Source organism: Arthrobacter sp. CAN_A2 (genome assembly GCF_015752045.1).
Taxonomy (GTDB): Bacteria; Actinomycetota; Actinomycetes; order Actinomycetales; family Micrococcaceae; genus Arthrobacter_D.
Window position 1 is genome coordinate 79,761 of record NZ_JADOUS010000009.1, and the last position, 14,162, is coordinate 93,922.

General features: G+C 69.9%; 15 protein-coding genes and 1 tRNA gene. 12 read left to right on the plus strand and 4 right to left on the minus strand.

The annotated features are described in order from the left end of the window. Positions 1 to 133: 133 nt before the first annotated feature. The 3 genes from IWX63_RS12860 (at position 134) to IWX63_RS12870 (ending at position 3,288) form a co-directional block, all read left to right on the plus strand. Complete coding sequence (locus tag IWX63_RS12860) at positions 134 to 1,093, plus strand: trypsin-like serine peptidase (protein WP_334685856.1); 960 nt, start codon at positions 134 to 136, stop codon at positions 1,091 to 1,093. A gap of 196 nt (positions 1,094 to 1,289) precedes the next feature. Then, positions 1,290 to 2,534 carry a kynureninase gene (locus IWX63_RS12865; RefSeq protein WP_199278563.1) on the plus strand — a complete coding sequence of 415 codons (1,245 nt, stop codon included), beginning with the start codon at positions 1,290 to 1,292 and terminating at the stop codon, positions 2,532 to 2,534. Positions 2,535 to 2,544: 10 nt separating this feature from the next. Further along, positions 2,545 to 3,288 (plus strand): M50 family metallopeptidase, encoded by a 744-nt coding sequence (locus IWX63_RS12870; protein ID WP_334685857.1) that lies wholly within the window; start codon positions 2,545 to 2,547, stop codon positions 3,286 to 3,288. Between the two features lie 2 nt (positions 3,289 to 3,290). On the opposite strand, the gene IWX63_RS12875 is transcribed toward IWX63_RS12870, so the two are convergent. Further along, entirely contained in the window at positions 3,291 to 3,611 is a 321-nt protein-coding gene (locus IWX63_RS12875) for a hypothetical protein (RefSeq protein ID WP_199278565.1), read from the minus strand. Positions 3,612 to 3,869: 258 nt separating this feature from the next. On the opposite strand from IWX63_RS12875, the gene IWX63_RS12880 reads away from it, so the two are divergent. The 4 genes from IWX63_RS12880 to IWX63_RS12895 all read left to right on the plus strand — a co-directional run bounded on the left by IWX63_RS12880 (position 3,870) and on the right by IWX63_RS12895 (position 7,392). After that, positions 3,870 to 3,953, plus strand: a tRNA-Leu gene (locus IWX63_RS12880). Positions 3,954 to 4,418: 465 nt separating this feature from the next. Further along, positions 4,419 to 4,781, plus strand: coding sequence for a cupin domain-containing protein (locus IWX63_RS12885; RefSeq protein WP_199278566.1), 363 nt, complete (start codon positions 4,419 to 4,421; stop codon positions 4,779 to 4,781). A gap of 108 nt (positions 4,782 to 4,889) precedes the next feature. Next, positions 4,890 to 6,191, plus strand: a complete 1,302-nt coding sequence (locus tag IWX63_RS12890; protein ID WP_199278567.1) for a M20/M25/M40 family metallo-hydrolase — start codon at positions 4,890 to 4,892, stop codon at positions 6,189 to 6,191. 34 nt (positions 6,192 to 6,225) lie between these two features. After that, positions 6,226 to 7,392 carry an acyl-CoA dehydrogenase family protein gene (locus IWX63_RS12895; RefSeq protein ID WP_199278568.1) on the plus strand — a complete coding sequence of 389 codons (1,167 nt, stop codon included), beginning with the start codon at positions 6,226 to 6,228 and terminating at the stop codon, positions 7,390 to 7,392. 33 nt (positions 7,393 to 7,425) lie between these two features. Here the strand turns inward: IWX63_RS12895 and IWX63_RS12900 are convergent, their stop codons facing one another. Next, positions 7,426 to 7,659 carry a DUF5703 family protein gene (locus tag IWX63_RS12900; RefSeq protein WP_199278569.1) on the minus strand — a complete coding sequence of 78 codons (234 nt, stop codon included), beginning with the start codon at positions 7,657 to 7,659 and terminating at the stop codon, positions 7,426 to 7,428. Positions 7,660 to 7,699: 40 nt separating this feature from the next. Between IWX63_RS12900 and IWX63_RS12905 the strand changes: the two genes are divergently transcribed. Continuing rightward, complete coding sequence (locus tag IWX63_RS12905) at positions 7,700 to 7,990, plus strand: hypothetical protein (RefSeq protein WP_199278570.1); 291 nt, start codon at positions 7,700 to 7,702, stop codon at positions 7,988 to 7,990. A 67-nt stretch (positions 7,991 to 8,057) separates the two neighbouring features. Here IWX63_RS12905 and IWX63_RS12910 read toward each other — a convergent pair whose 3' ends face one another. Beyond that, positions 8,058 to 8,984, minus strand: a complete 927-nt coding sequence (locus tag IWX63_RS12910; RefSeq protein ID WP_199278571.1) for an aldo/keto reductase — start codon at positions 8,982 to 8,984, stop codon at positions 8,058 to 8,060. 50 nt (positions 8,985 to 9,034) lie between these two features. On the opposite strand from IWX63_RS12910, the gene IWX63_RS12915 reads away from it, so the two are divergent. Both IWX63_RS12915 and mshC read left to right on the plus strand, forming a co-directional pair. Continuing rightward, positions 9,035 to 9,859, plus strand: a complete 825-nt coding sequence (locus IWX63_RS12915) for an undecaprenyl-diphosphate phosphatase (RefSeq protein WP_199278572.1) — start codon at positions 9,035 to 9,037, stop codon at positions 9,857 to 9,859. Positions 9,860 to 9,882: 23 nt separating this feature from the next. Continuing rightward, positions 9,883 to 11,148, plus strand: a complete 1,266-nt coding sequence (gene mshC, locus IWX63_RS12920; protein ID WP_199278573.1) for a cysteine--1-D-myo-inosityl 2-amino-2-deoxy-alpha-D-glucopyranoside ligase — start codon at positions 9,883 to 9,885, stop codon at positions 11,146 to 11,148. Between the two features lie 15 nt (positions 11,149 to 11,163). On the opposite strand, the gene IWX63_RS12925 is transcribed toward mshC, so the two are convergent. After that, positions 11,164 to 12,054, minus strand: a complete 891-nt coding sequence (locus IWX63_RS12925; RefSeq protein ID WP_442859130.1) for a PAC2 family protein — start codon at positions 12,052 to 12,054, stop codon at positions 11,164 to 11,166. Positions 12,055 to 12,158: 104 nt separating this feature from the next. On the opposite strand from IWX63_RS12925, the gene IWX63_RS12930 reads away from it, so the two are divergent. Next, complete coding sequence (locus IWX63_RS12930; RefSeq protein WP_334685858.1) at positions 12,159 to 12,968, plus strand: HAD family hydrolase; 810 nt, start codon at positions 12,159 to 12,161, stop codon at positions 12,966 to 12,968. After that, positions 12,965 to 14,131 carry a site-2 protease family protein gene (locus tag IWX63_RS12935; protein WP_199278574.1) on the plus strand — a complete coding sequence of 389 codons (1,167 nt, stop codon included), beginning with the start codon at positions 12,965 to 12,967 and terminating at the stop codon, positions 14,129 to 14,131. Before IWX63_RS12930 ends, IWX63_RS12935 begins: the two co-directional genes overlap by 4 nt. The last annotated feature ends 31 nt before the right edge of the window (positions 14,132 to 14,162 follow it).

Consider the following 14,162-nt stretch of genomic DNA (forward strand, 5'->3'; position numbering starts at 1 on the left):
CCAGACTGGGGGTGATTTTCGGGGGCAATTCCTCGGAAGTCCCCCTTCGGGCTGGGCAGGCGCCCGGTTGCCGGGGCAGACTCCGACTACCAGCCCTCGACGGCTGGCCCCACTGTATGGAAAGAGGAGTTTCGTGAACTCTCGAGGTCTCAAAGCAGGGCTGATCGCCGCTTCGGCCCTGATGGCGTCAGCGCTGATGGCAGCAGGTCCCGTCCAGGCAGCACCGACGGCGCCCCTCGCCGAAGCCGCCACCGTGTCCCACGCGCAGAACGAGGGCCAGGCGGCCCTCGACGCCTACTGGACGGCGGACAGGATGAAGAACGCCAGGCCGGCCAACACGATCAACTCGGGATGGGCCGCGGAGGGCCGTTCGGTCATGCCGAAGGCAGGGCAGCAGTCGGTGGCCAAGGCGCCCAAGGAGCCCGTCGTGGAGGCACGCGCCGCCGCGCAGTCGTCGGTCCCGCGCATCGGGAAGGTGTTCTTCACCCAGGGCGGACAGAACTACGTCTGCTCCGGCAACTCGGTCCAGAGCGGGAACCAGAGCGTCGTCGCCACCGCAGGACACTGCACGCACGATCTCTCGACCGGCTGGGTCACGAACTTCGTCTTCGTCCCCGCGTACAACAACGGCTCCGCGCCCTACGGCAAGTTCACCGCCCGGTCACTGGTCTCGACGACCGAATGGGTGTCCCGCAACGACATCAGCTACGACGGCGCCTTCGCCGTCATGAACACCCTCAACGGCAGGACGCTCTCCGCCACCGTCGGAGCGTCGAGCATCGGCTTCAACATGGCACGCGGCCTCACCTACAGCGCCTACGGCTACCCCGCAGCGTCGCCGTTCAACGGCGAGCGCCTCTACAGCTGCTACGGGAAGGCCTCGGCGGACCGCGTCGGAGGCACCCAGTCGCAGGGCATCCCGTGCGACATGACCGGCGGTTCCTCCGGTGGCCCGTGGTTCGTCGGCTCGGGTTCCACCGGGACGCAGAACTCGGTGAACAGCTTCGGCTACAACACCCAGAGCAACGTGATGTACGGGCCGTACTTCGGCAGCTCCATCCAGTCCGCCTACTCCACGGCGGCCGGCAGGTAGTCCATCCGGCACAGTCACGCGGGCGGTTCCCCTCGCGGGGGACCGCCCGTGTGTCGTCCGGGTGTTCCGCACTCCCGCTCGGGAACCTTGGACCCTGACACCCCTGGAGCCTGACACCCCTGGAGCCTGACACCCCTGGAGCCTGACACCCCTGGAGCCTGACACCACTGGGCCCAGCCGCCCCTAGACTGGGCGCATGACCGGCTTCGACCTCCCCACCCGCGCGGCGGAGCTCGACGCCGCAGACCCCCTCGGCCAGCACCGCACGCTCTTCCTCGGCACCGAGGACGACGCCGTGCTCTCCTACCTCGACGGCAACTCCCTCGGCCGCCCCCTCACCGCGACGATGGCCGGTCTGACCTCCTTCGTCCGGGACCAGTGGGCCGGACGCCTCATCCGCGGCTGGGACGAGGGATGGCTCGGGCTGGCCGAGCAGGTCGGCGACCAGCTGGGCCGGGTGGCGCTCGGTGCGGCCGCGGGCCAGTGCGTCGTAGCCGATTCGACGAGCGTGATCCTCTACAAGCTCGCGCGCGCGGCGGTGGCCGCACGCCCCGGCCGGACCGAGATCGTCATCGACCGCGACAACTTCCCGACGGACCGGTTCATCGTCGAGGGCATCGCCCGCGAGCGCGGCCTCACCCTCCGCTGGATCGACGTCGCGTACGACGGCGGCGCGACGCCCGCGGATGTCGCCGCCGCCGTGGGCCCCCGGACCGCGCTCGTGCTGCTCAGCCATGTGGCGTACCGCTCCGGGTTCATCGCCGACGTGCCAGACATCACGAGGATCGCCCATGACGCCGGCGCGGTCGTGCTGTGGGACCTCAGCCATTCGGTCGGGTCCGTCCCGGCGGACCTCGACGCGTGGGGTGTCGACTTCGCGGCGGGCTGCAGCTACAAGTACCTCAACGGCGGACCCGGCGCCCCGGCGTGGGCCTATGTCGCGGAGCGGCACCTGGCGACCCTCGACCAGCCGATCCTCGGTTGGCTGGGCAGCGCGGACCCATTCGCCATGGGGTCTGCGTACCGGCCTGCCGACGGCGTCCGGCGGCTGGTCTCGGGCACGCCGCCGATCATCGGCATGCTCCCGATGCGCGACATGCTCGCCCTCATCGAGGAGGTCGGCATGCGGGCGATCCGGGCGAAGTCGGAGGAACTGACCGCCTTCGCCGTCGAGGCCGTCGATGCCGTCCTGGCCCCGCACGGCGTGGTCCTCGCCTCGCCGCGGGCTGCGCAGGCGCGCGGCGGCCACATCACCATCGACCACCCGGCGTTCGCCGGGATGGTGTCCGAGTTGTGGCAGGACGGCATCATCCCCGACTACCGCAACCCGAACGGGATCCGGCTCGGCCTGTCGCCCCTGTCCACGTCGTTCCACGAGGTGGCGGTCGCCGTCGAGGCCATCGCCGCCCGCCTGGATGCTGCGGGGCGCGGAGACGGGTAGGGGGACAACGGTGGAGACCCTGCCGGGGCAGCTCTGGGAGCGGATCACGGACGGCTTCCTCAGGGTGGCCCCACCCGCGATGGGCACCGCGGGACTCGTCGTGATCGTGCTGGTGGCCGTGGTCCTATCGGTGCCCCGGCGCTCGTGGCGGATCTTCGGACTCTTCGTCACGGTGGTCCACGAGCTAGGCCACGCGGCGGCCGCCCTGCTGACCGTGCAGCGCGTCACGGGAATCACGCTCCGCCTCGACCATTCGGGAACGACGACGAGCCTCGGCCGTCGGGGCTGGCGGGCGGCCTTCACGACCTTCTGGGGCTACCCTGTCCCGGCCGTCGTCGGGGCGGTGCTCCTCCGGAGCACCGCCCACGGGTGGGCGCCTGCGGCGCTGTCCCTCAGTGCGGTGGTCCTGGTGGCGGCGCTCGTCCTGATCCGGAACGGGCAGGGCGTGCTCATCCTCGGGGGCAGCGCTGCCGTGGCGCTCACCCTCGTCTGGTTCGGCGGAGCGGCGCCCGCCGGGTACGCCTGCCTGGTGCTCGGCGTCGCACTACTGGTCGGCGCGTGCCGCGACTGGGTGAAGGTGGTCCGGGTCCACGTACGACGGCGGGACCTCGCCACCTCGGACGCCCACCTGCTCCGCCTGGAGACCCGCATCCCGTCGCCGGTGTGGCTCGGCATGTTCGCGCTGGTCATCGGTGCGGCGGTGGCTCTGTCACTCGGACCGCTCGTACTGATCGCCGGGGTGCCGTCGTCCTGAGGTCAGCTGTCGCCGCGGCGCAGGTGCCCTGAACTGTAGGGGGCTCCCTGCTGGCGGCAGAGGTCGTCGTAGAGTTCATTGACGGCCTGCGCGATGCAGTCACGTTCGTGTTCAGGGAGCTCGATCAGGCCATGCAGATAGGCGGTGACCTCGTACTCGTCGACGCCTCCGCCCATGCTGAAATAGTGCTCCCAGAGATCGCGGATCGAGATGTTCGCGCGCTCCATGGCGTCGGAGGTCAGGGCGTACTGCTCCCGGTCGCGCTTCTTCTGGCTCTTCCTGTCGCGTTCCCGGTCGGAATTGGTCTGGTCCACGTCGTCCATGTCGTTCCTTCCCTGCACTGGAGGCACCGCGGAAGCCGATCCGTAGTCCCTTAATCATAGGCAGGAGAGGCCGCGAATGCTGGCTGCAGGGACAGTTGCCATCACACCCGCGGTGCGTATAGATGTCGTCGACACCTCCGTCGGGCGGGGAAGGATGCCGGACCGACGCCGGAGCTCCCGCCGATTCAACAACCACGACCAAGCCGTGTTAGAGTATTTCTCGTTGCTTTCGCCGGTTTCTACGGTGAATAACCACCCGCGCGGGTGGCGGAATGGCAGACGCGCTAGCTTGAGGTGCTAGTCCTCTTATTGAGGGTGGGGGTTCAAGTCCCCCTCCGCGCACAGTTGAGGCCCCGGTCGGAGAAATCCGACCGGGGCCTTTTCGTGTCCGCCTGCGGATCTCGCTGGACGAGAACGCACGGACCGGCAGGCCCGGGTCGTCCTACCCGGACCCGACAGGACAGTCGATCGCTCCTCGACGTCGGGGAACGGGCCATCCGATCCGTCTGCGACCTCGGCGGCCGGTTCGGCGGCAGCTACGTCCGGTGTGCCCTTGACCCCTCTGTGTGACAGGTCCATTCTGGTCTCACACAACAGACAGAACCCTCCGGACGTCCCGTCCCGGAGCCGCGTGGAGAGCTTTGTCCGAGCCGCAGGATGCGAGCGCATGGCGGAATTACCTCGTCTCTCCCCACTGCACCAGATCCACTCGTCTGCCGTAGCACACGGTCAGGGTGGACATCCTCGGACAGCAGCCCACGTTGCCTCACCACAACAAGCGAGCAGTACCGTCCACAGGAGGTCACGATGCCAGGTCTAGTTCGGAAGAGCCTTGATGCGCCCGAGGAGACGCGTCCGTTCGAGGGAGATACGGGCCAACTCCAACTCGTCGACTCGGAACGGGGCCCGGTGGGCCGCGCCACATTCCATCCCGGCTGGCGCTGGTCGGAGCACGTGAAGCCGATTGCCGGGACCGACAGCTGCCAGGCCGCCCATATGGGATATTTCGTCTCCGGCCGGATGAAGGTCGTCATGAACGACGGAGAAGAGATGGAGTACGGGCCGGGTGACTTCGCGGCCATGGCACCCGGGCATGACGCCTGGGTGGTGGGCGACGCACCCTGTGTCTTCATCGATTGGCAGGGATTCGCCGACTACGCCAGACCCTGAGTCCGGGGACCCCGCACGCCGGCGGACGGGTGTCCGCCTGCAGGGCGGCCGGATCCGGGCACCCTCTCTCGGTAGGCTGGTGGCGTAACCGCTACCGAGGAGGACCACGTGGGCATCACACCCGAAGATGAAGTCGTCAGGATCTGCCAGGAACTGATCCGCATCGATACCTCGAACTTCGGGGACAACGCGGGACCGGGGGAGCGGAAGGCCGCCGAGTACACGGCCGGGCTGATCGAGGAGGTAGGCCTCTCGACGCAGCTGTTCGAGGCCGCTCCCGGCCGTACGTCCGTCGTCGCCCGCATGGAGGGCTCGGATCCCTCCCTGCCCGCCCTGGTCGTGCACGGCCACCTCGACGTGGTCCCCGCTCAGAAGGAGGACTGGTCCGTGGACCCCTTCGGCGGGGAGGAGAAGGACGGCCTGATCTGGGGTCGTGGCGCCGTGGACATGAAGGACATGGACGCCATGATCCTGTCCGTCCTGCGGTCCATGCAGCGTGAGGGCATCAAGCCCAAGCGGGACCTCATCTTCGGATTCTTCGCCGACGAGGAGGCCGGAGGTGCCTATGGCGCGTCCTGGCTCGTGGACAACAAGCCGGAGGTCTTCGAGGGAGCAGCCGAGGCCATCTCGGAGGTCGGCGGCTTCTCCGCGACGATCGGCGGCCAGCGGACCTACCTCCTCCAGACGGCGGAGAAGGGCATCTCCTGGCTGCGCCTGGTCGCCCACGGCCGCGCGGGGCACGGTTCGCAGATCAACACCGACAACGCCGTGACCGCCCTCGCGCGGGCGGTCACGCGCATCGGCGACCACACCTGGCCCATCGAACTGACGCCCACCACGCGGCAGTTCCTCGACGGCGTCACCGAGCTGACCGGTGTCGAATTCGATCCGGACAACCCCGACATACTCCTCAAGGAGCTCGGCACCGTGGCGCGTTTCGTCGGGGCGACCCTGCAGAACACCGCCAACCCGACAGTGCTGAAGAGCGGCTACAAGCACAACGTGATCCCGGGCACCGCCGAGGCGCTGATCGACGTGCGCACGCTGCCCGGCCAGCAGGACCAGGTGCTGGAGATCATCCGCGGACTGGCGGGCGACGGCGTCGAGGTGACCTACGAACACAAGGACACCTCGCTCGAGGTGCCGTTCGCCGGCAACCTCGTCGACTCGATGATCGACGCCCTGCACGCGGAGGACCCCGGCACGAAGGTCCTCCCGTACACGCTCTCGGGCGGCACGGACAACAAGTCGCTGAGCCGCCTCGGCATCACGGGCTACGGCTTCGCGCCCCTGCAGCTGCCCGACGAACTCGATTTCACGGGGATGTTCCACGGTGTCGACGAACGCGTCCCCACGGACTCGCTGCGCTTCGGCGCGAAGGTGCTCGCCCGCCTGCTCACCACCTACTGAGCAGGATCCGTCCCCCGCGGGAGGTGCCATGACCATGACGACGAAGGATGGCGTCCGGCTGCTCCTGCCCGACGACCTCCTCGAGCGGTGCCGCGGACGGGCGGCGGTCTACGACGCGGCGAACACCTTCTTCCAGGAGGATTTCGACGAGCTGACCGCGGTCGGGTACCTGCGCCTCCTGGCCGATACGCCGCCCGGCGCGGCGGGCGGGATGGCGCGGGCCGCCGCGGCCCAGCGACGGCTCGCGGCGGCTGCCCCGGCCACGGCGCTCGGCATCAACATGCATCTGGTCTGGACGGCCGTCGCCGGGCTCCTCGCGGACCGCGGCGACTCCTCCCTGCGGTTCGTCCTCGACGAGGCCGCCCGGGGAGAGGTGTTCGCGTTCGGCGTGTCCGAGCCGGGTAACGACGCCGTCCTGTTCGACTCGCTCACGAAGGTGGAGCGCCTGGCCGACGGCAGCCTCGCGTACACCGGCACGAAGGTCTTCACGAGCCTCTCGCCCGTGTGGACCCGCCTCGGGGTCTTCGGGAAGCTCGACGGCGGGAACGGCGTAGACGATGCCATCCTCCACGCCTTCGTCCCGCGCGGCACGCCCGGGGTGGAGACCGTCGAGGACTGGGATCCGCTGGGGATGCGCGCGACGCAGTCCAACACCACCCGCCTGGCCGGCGTGCGCGTGCCTCCGGACGCGGTCTTCCGTACATTGCCGGTCGGGCCCAACGCCGACCCGCTGGTCTTCGGGATCTTCGGGGCGTTCGAGACCCTGATCGCGTCCGTCTACCTCGGCATCGCGGACCGCGCACTCGACCTCGCGGTGCGCTCGGTGACGCGGCGCCGGAGCCACGTGGGGGACCGTGCGCTGGCCGACGACCCGGTACTGCGGAGCCTGCTGGCCGGGCCCGCCATGCGGCGGATCGGGGTGGACGCCGAGCTCCGGCAGGTCACCTCGGACCTGGACGCACGCTCGGGGGATGCGGCGCAGTGGTTCGCGCGCCTCGTGACGCTCAAGACCCACGCGGTGGAGGCCGCGATGGCCGCCACCACGGTGGCGCTCCATGTGGGCGGCGGATCGGGCTTCTCGGCGTCGTCGGAGGTGGTCCGCCTCCACCGCGACGCCCTGGCCGGGCAGTTCCATCCGTCCACCGAGGAGTCCGCGCGGTCGACGGTCGCGACAGCACTGCTGGGTCCGCCGTCGGGCTGACGGCCTCACGCGGCCCGGTCGGTGCGGCCGGGCTCAGGCGGTGCGCTCGACGCGGAGGACTTTCCGCCGCAGCCAGTACCGCCGGCCGCCCCCCATGTAGATGCAGCTGCGCTCGAGTTCCCACTTGCCGTACTCCGCGTGCTCGGTGACGAGTTTGCGGGCGGCGGGCAGCGGTTCCCCGGCGTTGACCGTCAGGACCAGGTACTCGTACTGCCGCCCGTAATCGCGCTCCCGGACGGCCGTCGCGTTCAGAAAATGTTCTCGCATATCCCTCCAATTCCGTCCACTTTACCGATACCGTCTAGCCATGAGCATAGATCCGCGTGTCGCGCTCCAGTCCCTCGTGACAGCCCTCGAAGAGCACCTTGCGGCCTCTGCGTCACGACGGCGCGAGGACGACCCGGCGGTGGAAGCGGCGTATGTGGGCGTCGCCGACGCGTTCGAGGTCTACGAGGAAGCGCTCTATGACGCTTTCGGGGAGATCACCCCCCTCGAGATCTACGAGGAATCGGACGACGACGAGGATGAGGACGACGCCGAGGATGAGGACGACGCCGAGTACGCCCCGGACCTCGTGGAGGCCGAAGTAGAGAACTGACCCGTCAGGCCGGGGTTCCTCCGTCCGGACCCATCAGGCAGGACCCGTGAGGACCCATCAGGACCCGTCAGGCAGAGACCTCGTCGAGGACCGCGGCGATGGGTTCGGCCACGGGGGAGCCACCGGCCTGGAGGATCTCCTTGAGCTGCTGCGGCGTCCTGGCGCCGACGATCGCAGAGGCCACGCCGGGTCGGTGGAGGAGCCAGCGCAGGGCCAGTTCGTGGGGCTGCAGATCCAGTCCCCGCGCCGCGGTGCACAGCGCCTCCGTGATGCGCTGGGGTTTCCCGGCGAGATAGGGCTCCACGTACGGCGCCCACACGTCGGAGGCTGCGCGGGATTCCGTGGGGATCCTGCCGCGGTACTTGCCGGTCAGGACACCCCGGCCCAGCGGCCCCCAGGCGAACACCGCAGCCCCGAACGCCTCCGCGGCGGGAACCACGTCCCGCTCGGCACCGCGGTTCACGAGCGAGTATTCGACGTCGTTGACGAGGAGCGGGAAGGACGCCGTGGCGGCCGCCCGTGCGAACTCCCAGCCCGCGTAGCCGGAGACGCCGACATAGCGGGCGCGGCCGGTCACGTAGGCGGCTTCCAGGGCGCTCAGCGTCTCCTGGAGCGGGACGGCAGGGTCGGGGGAGGGCGCCAGCCACACGTCGACGTGGTCCGTGCCGAGCAGCGACAGGGAGGCGTCGAGCGAATCGAGCAGGCCCCGGCGCGATCCGTCGAGGCGCCTGCTCCCGGTGCGGGTCGTGCCGCCCTGCACCACGAGGACGAGTTCCGAGCGGGCGACGGTGTCGCCGATGAAACCGCCCAGGATCGCCTCGGCCTGGCCCTCGCCGTAGCGCGCCGCGGTCTCGACGAGGGTGCCTCCGGCATCGGCGAAGAGGCGGAGCTGCTCCCGGGCGGCCTCCTCGGACACTTCCTGGCCCCAGTTCATGGTGCCGAGCCCCAGGGCGGACACGGTCAGGCCGCTGGTCCCCACGTTTCGCCGTTGCATGAGGCCAAGCCTAAAGCCTGTCCCCGCCCGCATGGCTTAGGGTCGTAAGGGTGAATTGGATAGAAGCGATCATCCTGGGGTTCGTCCAGGGCCTAACCGAATTCCTACCCATTTCATCGAGCGCCCACCTGCGCATCGTGGGCGAGTTCCTGCCGAACGCGCAGGATCCTGGGGCTGCGTTCACCGCCATCACCCAACTGGGTACCGAGACCGCCGTCGTCGTGTTCTTCTGGCAGGACATCGTCCGGATCGTCAAGGCCTGGTTCGGCGCGTTGAGGGGCACGGTCCCGCGGAGCGACCCGGATGCGCGCATGGGCTGGCTGGTGATCATCGGCAGCCTGCCGATCGTCCTGCTCGGGCTCCTGTTCCAGGACCAGATCGAAGGCTCGTTCCGCAGCATGTGGATCGTCGCGACGATGCTGATCGTCTTCGGGATCATCCTGGCGATCGCCGATGCCGTGGGACGGCAGACGCGCGACCTCAGCAACCTGACCTACAAGCACGGCATCCTGTACGGGCTGGCACAGGCACTGGCACTGATCCCGGGCGTGTCGCGCTCGGGCGGCACCATCACGGCCGGTCTCCTCATGGGCTACACCCGCGAGGCCGCGGCGCGGTACTCGTTCCTGCTGGCCATCCCCGCCGTGTTCGGCAGCGGCGTGTTCCAGCTCGTGAAGAGCTACGACGAGACCGGACCGTACGGGCTCGCGGAAACCGCCCTGGCCACCATCGTGGCCTTCGTCGTCGGGTTCGCGATCATCGGCTGGTTCCTGCGGTACGTCACCACGCGCGGATACGGACTCTTCGTCTGGTACCGCATCCTGCTCGGGCTCGCACTGTACGTGCTCCTCGGGTTCGGCGTCATCAGTGCCTGACAGCGGCACGTAAGGTTGACCGTGTGATTGCGTGGAATTCGACTCCTGTCCCAGTACTCGACGGCTCCCAGACGGGTATCAGCCTGTTCGACACGGCGCTGCAGGAGCCCGCACCCCTCGGGAACCATCCGGAGCACAGCCTGTACGTCTGCGGCATCACCCCGTACGACGCCACCCACCTCGGCCATGCGTCGACCTATGTGGCCTTCGACCTCCTCAACCGGACCTGGCGTGACGCGGGTTCCACGGTGCGCTACGTACAGAACGTGACCGACGTCGACGACCCCCTCCTCGAACGGGCCACCGCCACCGGCGTGGACTGGCAGGACCTCGCCGCGGACCAGATCGCCCTGTTCCGTGAGGACATGGAGGCGCTGAACGTCCTGCCGCCGGACCACTACATCGGTGCCGTGGAGTCGATCGACTGGATCGTCCCGATCGTCGAGAAGCTGGTGGGGCGCGACCTCGCCTATACGGTGCCGGGGGAGGGCGGGGAACCCGACGGCGACGTCTACTTCTCCCTCGACGCGGCAGCCGCCCTCGACCGGGACGACGCCGCACGCTGGTTCCTCGGCCAGGTGTCGCACCTCGACGTCGGGACGATGCTCGCGCTGTCGGCCGAGCGCGGCGGGGACCCCCAGCGACCCCACAAGCGCAACGCGCTCGATCCGCTCCTCTGGCGCGCGGCACGGCCCGGCGAGCCGAGCTGGCCCGCGGGGTCGCTCGGCGACGGACGGCCGGGCTGGCACATCGAGTGCGCCGTGATCGCCCAGCAGTTCCTGCCGTCCCCGTTCAGCGTGCAGGGCGGAGGCTCCGACCTCGTCTTCCCGCACCACGAGATGAGCGCGTCCCACGCCTGGGCCGCCAGCGGCACGCCCCTGGCGCAGCACTACGCCCATGCCGGGATGGTCGGGTACGACGGCGAGAAGATGAGCAAGTCGCGCGGGAACCTGGTCCTCGTGTCGAGGCTGCGCCAGGCGGGCGTCGATCCCGCGGCGATCCGCCTCGCGATCCTCGCCCACCACTACCGCTCGGACTGGTCCTGGACGGACGGTGTCCTCGATGCTGCGATCCGCCGTCTCGCCACGTGGCGCGAGGCCGCACGGTCGGCGACGCGGGACGACGTCGTGGAGATCCGCGACCGGGTGCGGGCGCATCTGGCGGACGACCTCGATGCGCCGTCCGCGCTGGCCGCGATCGACGCGTGGGCTGCTACGCAGGGCACCGGCGGGACCGGTGGGCGGGCGCTCGGGGACGTCGTCGACGCCCTGCTCGGTGTCCGGCTCTAGAGCAGGACAACCGGCCTACTGCTCGCGCCGGCGCTTCTTCAGGTACCGCTCGAACTCGCGGGCGATCGACTCGCCGCTGGCCTCGGGGAGGTCCACGGTGTCCTTGGCCTCCTCGAGCTGGCGCACGTATGCAGCGACCTCCGGGTCCTCCGTGGCGAGCTCGTCCACGCCGCGCTCCCAGGCCTCCGACTCCTCCGTGAGCACATGCGTGTCCACCGCGATCTGCAGGATCTCCTCGAGCTTGTTCAGGAGAGCGAGCTGCGCCTTCGGTGAGGGTGACTGGCCCACGTAGTGCGGCACGGCGGCCCACAGGGACATGGTGGGGATGTCCGCGAGCAGTCCCATCTCCGCCAGCACTCCCACGATCCCGATCGGCCCCTCGTACGTGGACGGTTCGACGTCGAGGCTCTGCCGGACGACGTCGTCGTCGGAGGTGACCGTCACCGGGATGGGACGCGAGTGGGGCACGTCGGCCAGGAGCGCGCCGACCAGGACGATGCAGTCGACGTTGAGCTCCTTCGCCAGCCCCACCAGTTCGGCGGTGTAGGCACGCCACTTGTAGGACGGCTCGACGCCGTTGACGAGGATCAGGTCCACATTCGAGTGAGGCACGACGGTCTTGCTGATGCGGGTGTTCGGCCACTTGATGCGGCGCTGCCCCGAGGAGTTCCGCTTGATCATGGGGCGGGTGAACTGGAAGTCGTAGAACTCGTCGGCGTCGATGGTCGAGATGCGCTCACTGCCGAAGAAACGGCCCATGTACTTCAGCGCATCGCTGGCAGCCTCACCGGCGTCGTTCCACCCCTCGAAGGCCGCGAGCATGATCGTGATCCTGCGCTCGGGCTCGTCGGCGTCCTGGAACAGATCCTGCACGCCGGTCGGCTGGTTCTCTTCGAAGCTATCCACGCTCTCACCCTAAACCCGGTGCGCGGCGATGTCAGGCGGGCACCCGGAGCCGCGACGGGCCCGGCGGGCCGGTCCTGTCGGGCCGCCACCGTAGACTTGGACGCATGGCAACCCACCCCACCGGCAGCGTGCACATCCTTGCCCACGACGAGATCGACGACGGGCAGGCGACCGCCGCCGGGAACCCCGGCGGACTGCGGGGCGTGCTCTGGGACATGGACGGGACCATCGTCGACACCGAGCCCTACTGGATCAGGGCCGAGACGGAACTCGTCGAAGCACACGGCGGGACATGGACGGACGAGCAGGCCACCACCCTCGTCGGCCAGGCCCTGGAATTCTCTGCGGGACAGCTCCAGCAGGCCGGCGTGGACCTCGGCATCCGCGACATCATCGACCACCTGATCGGGCGCGTCGCCGCCGACGTGGGCACGGCCGTCCCCTGGCGTCCGGGAGCGCGGGAGCTGCTCGCCGCGCTGCACGCCGAGGGCATCCCCTGCGCGATGGTCACCATGTCCGAGACCGTCCTCGCGAGCGCGGTCGCCGCGCACCTGCCCGAGGGGACGTTCTCCCACCTCGTCACCGGGGACCGCGTGAGCGCGGGCAAACCCGACCCTGAGGCCTACCAGCTGGGCTTCGACCTGCTGGCCGCCGATCACCCGGGACTCGGCAAGGACGGCGTGGTCGCGATCGAGGACTCCCTCCCCGGGGTGACCGCCGCCCTCGCCGCCGGGCTCACCACCCTCGCCGTGCCGCACTTCGTGCCGCTGCCGCCGGACGCGCGCCGCACCGACTGGGACACGCTCGCCGGACGGACGCCCGCGGACCTCGCGGCCCTACTCCCGGCAGCCGGGCTGCCTGCAGCCGAAAACGACGTCGAGGACGCGTTCGACGACAGCGAGAACGTCGCGTGAGCGCACCCCAGGACGCACCGCGGCAGGAAGCCGCTGCCGGTCTGCCGCTCGGTCGGATCGCCGGCGTCCCGGTGGTCCTCGCCTGGTCCTGGTTCGTGATCACCGCGTTCATCGTGCTGGTCTTCGGGCCGCGCGTCGCCCAGGTCATCCCCGGGATCGGCGCCGGTGCGTACGCGGTCGCCCTCGGCTACGCCCTCCTCCTCGCGGCGTCCGTGCTCATCCACGAGCTGGCACATGCCCTCACCGCCCGCGCCTTCGGCTGGCCCACCACTCAGATCGTGCTCAACCTGTGGGGCGGGCACACCCAGTTCGCGAGCTTCAACGCCTCACCGGGGCGTTCCCTCCTCGTCGCCCTCGCGGGGCCCGCAGCGAACTTCGTGCTCGCCGGCCTCGGCTGGGGGATCCTCCAGGCGCTCGAACCGGGCAGCGTCGCCTACCTGCTGACGACCATCCTGGTCTGGGCCAACCTGCTCGTCGCGGTCTTCAACGTGCTGCCGGGGCTGCCCCTGGACGGCGGGCGCCTCGTCGAGAGCGCGGTCTGGCGCGTCACCGGGAGCCAGGAGAAGGGCACCGTGGCGGCAGGCTGGGCGGGACGCGTCCTCGTGGTCCTGCTCCTGGGCTTCGTGGTCGGGGTCCCGCTGGTCCAGGGCCGCGGCCCGGACCTCACGTTCATCCTCATCGCCGTGGTCATGGGCGCCTTCCTGTGGATGGGTGCCACGGCCGCCATCACGAACGCCCGGATGCGCCTGCGTCTCCCCGCGATCAGCGCAGGACGGCTGCAGCAACGTGCCGTCGGCGTCCCGGCGGGTACGAGCGTGCTCGCCGTCCGCCGCATCCTCCGGGAGACTCCGGGCGCCGCGGTCGTCCTGACCGGACCGTCCGGCGTCCCGGAGGCCGTGGTCGACGACGCCGCACTGCTGGCCGTCCCCGACGACACCGCGGCGGGCACGGCGGCAAGCGCTGCCGCACGGCGGCTCGCCGCCGGCGCGTATGTGCCGGAATGGGCGGAGGGACAGGAGCTCGTACAGTTCCTCGCGCGCCTCGAGGGCAGCGAGTACGCCGTCGTGAACCGTGCAGGCGCGGTCACCGGCCTGCTCCACCAGCGGACGGTCGTGCGGGCCATCACGGGCAAGGGCGCCACGGGGACCTCGCCCGAGGCCTGACCGACCGCCCGGGTCCAGGCCCAGCCACCCC

Coding starts and splice junctions, on each gene's coding strand:
- IWX63_RS12930 (WP_334685858.1), top strand. CDS start 12,159: ATGGCAACCCACCCCACCGGCAGCGTGCACATCCTTGCCCACGACGAG.
- IWX63_RS12875 (WP_199278565.1), bottom strand. CDS start 3,611: ATGGACGACGTGGACCAGACCAATTCCGACCGGGAACGCGACAGGAAG.
- IWX63_RS12895 (WP_199278568.1), top strand. CDS start 6,226: ATGACGACGAAGGATGGCGTCCGGCTGCTCCTGCCCGACGACCTCCTC.
- IWX63_RS12905 (WP_199278570.1), top strand. CDS start 7,700: ATGAGCATAGATCCGCGTGTCGCGCTCCAGTCCCTCGTGACAGCCCTC.
- IWX63_RS12885 (WP_199278566.1), top strand. CDS start 4,419: ATGCCAGGTCTAGTTCGGAAGAGCCTTGATGCGCCCGAGGAGACGCGT.
- IWX63_RS12865 (WP_199278563.1), top strand. CDS start 1,290: ATGACCGGCTTCGACCTCCCCACCCGCGCGGCGGAGCTCGACGCCGCA.
- IWX63_RS12910 (WP_199278571.1), bottom strand. CDS start 8,984: ATGCAACGGCGAAACGTGGGGACCAGCGGCCTGACCGTGTCCGCCCTG.
- IWX63_RS12900 (WP_199278569.1), bottom strand. CDS start 7,659: ATGCGAGAACATTTTCTGAACGCGACGGCCGTCCGGGAGCGCGATTAC.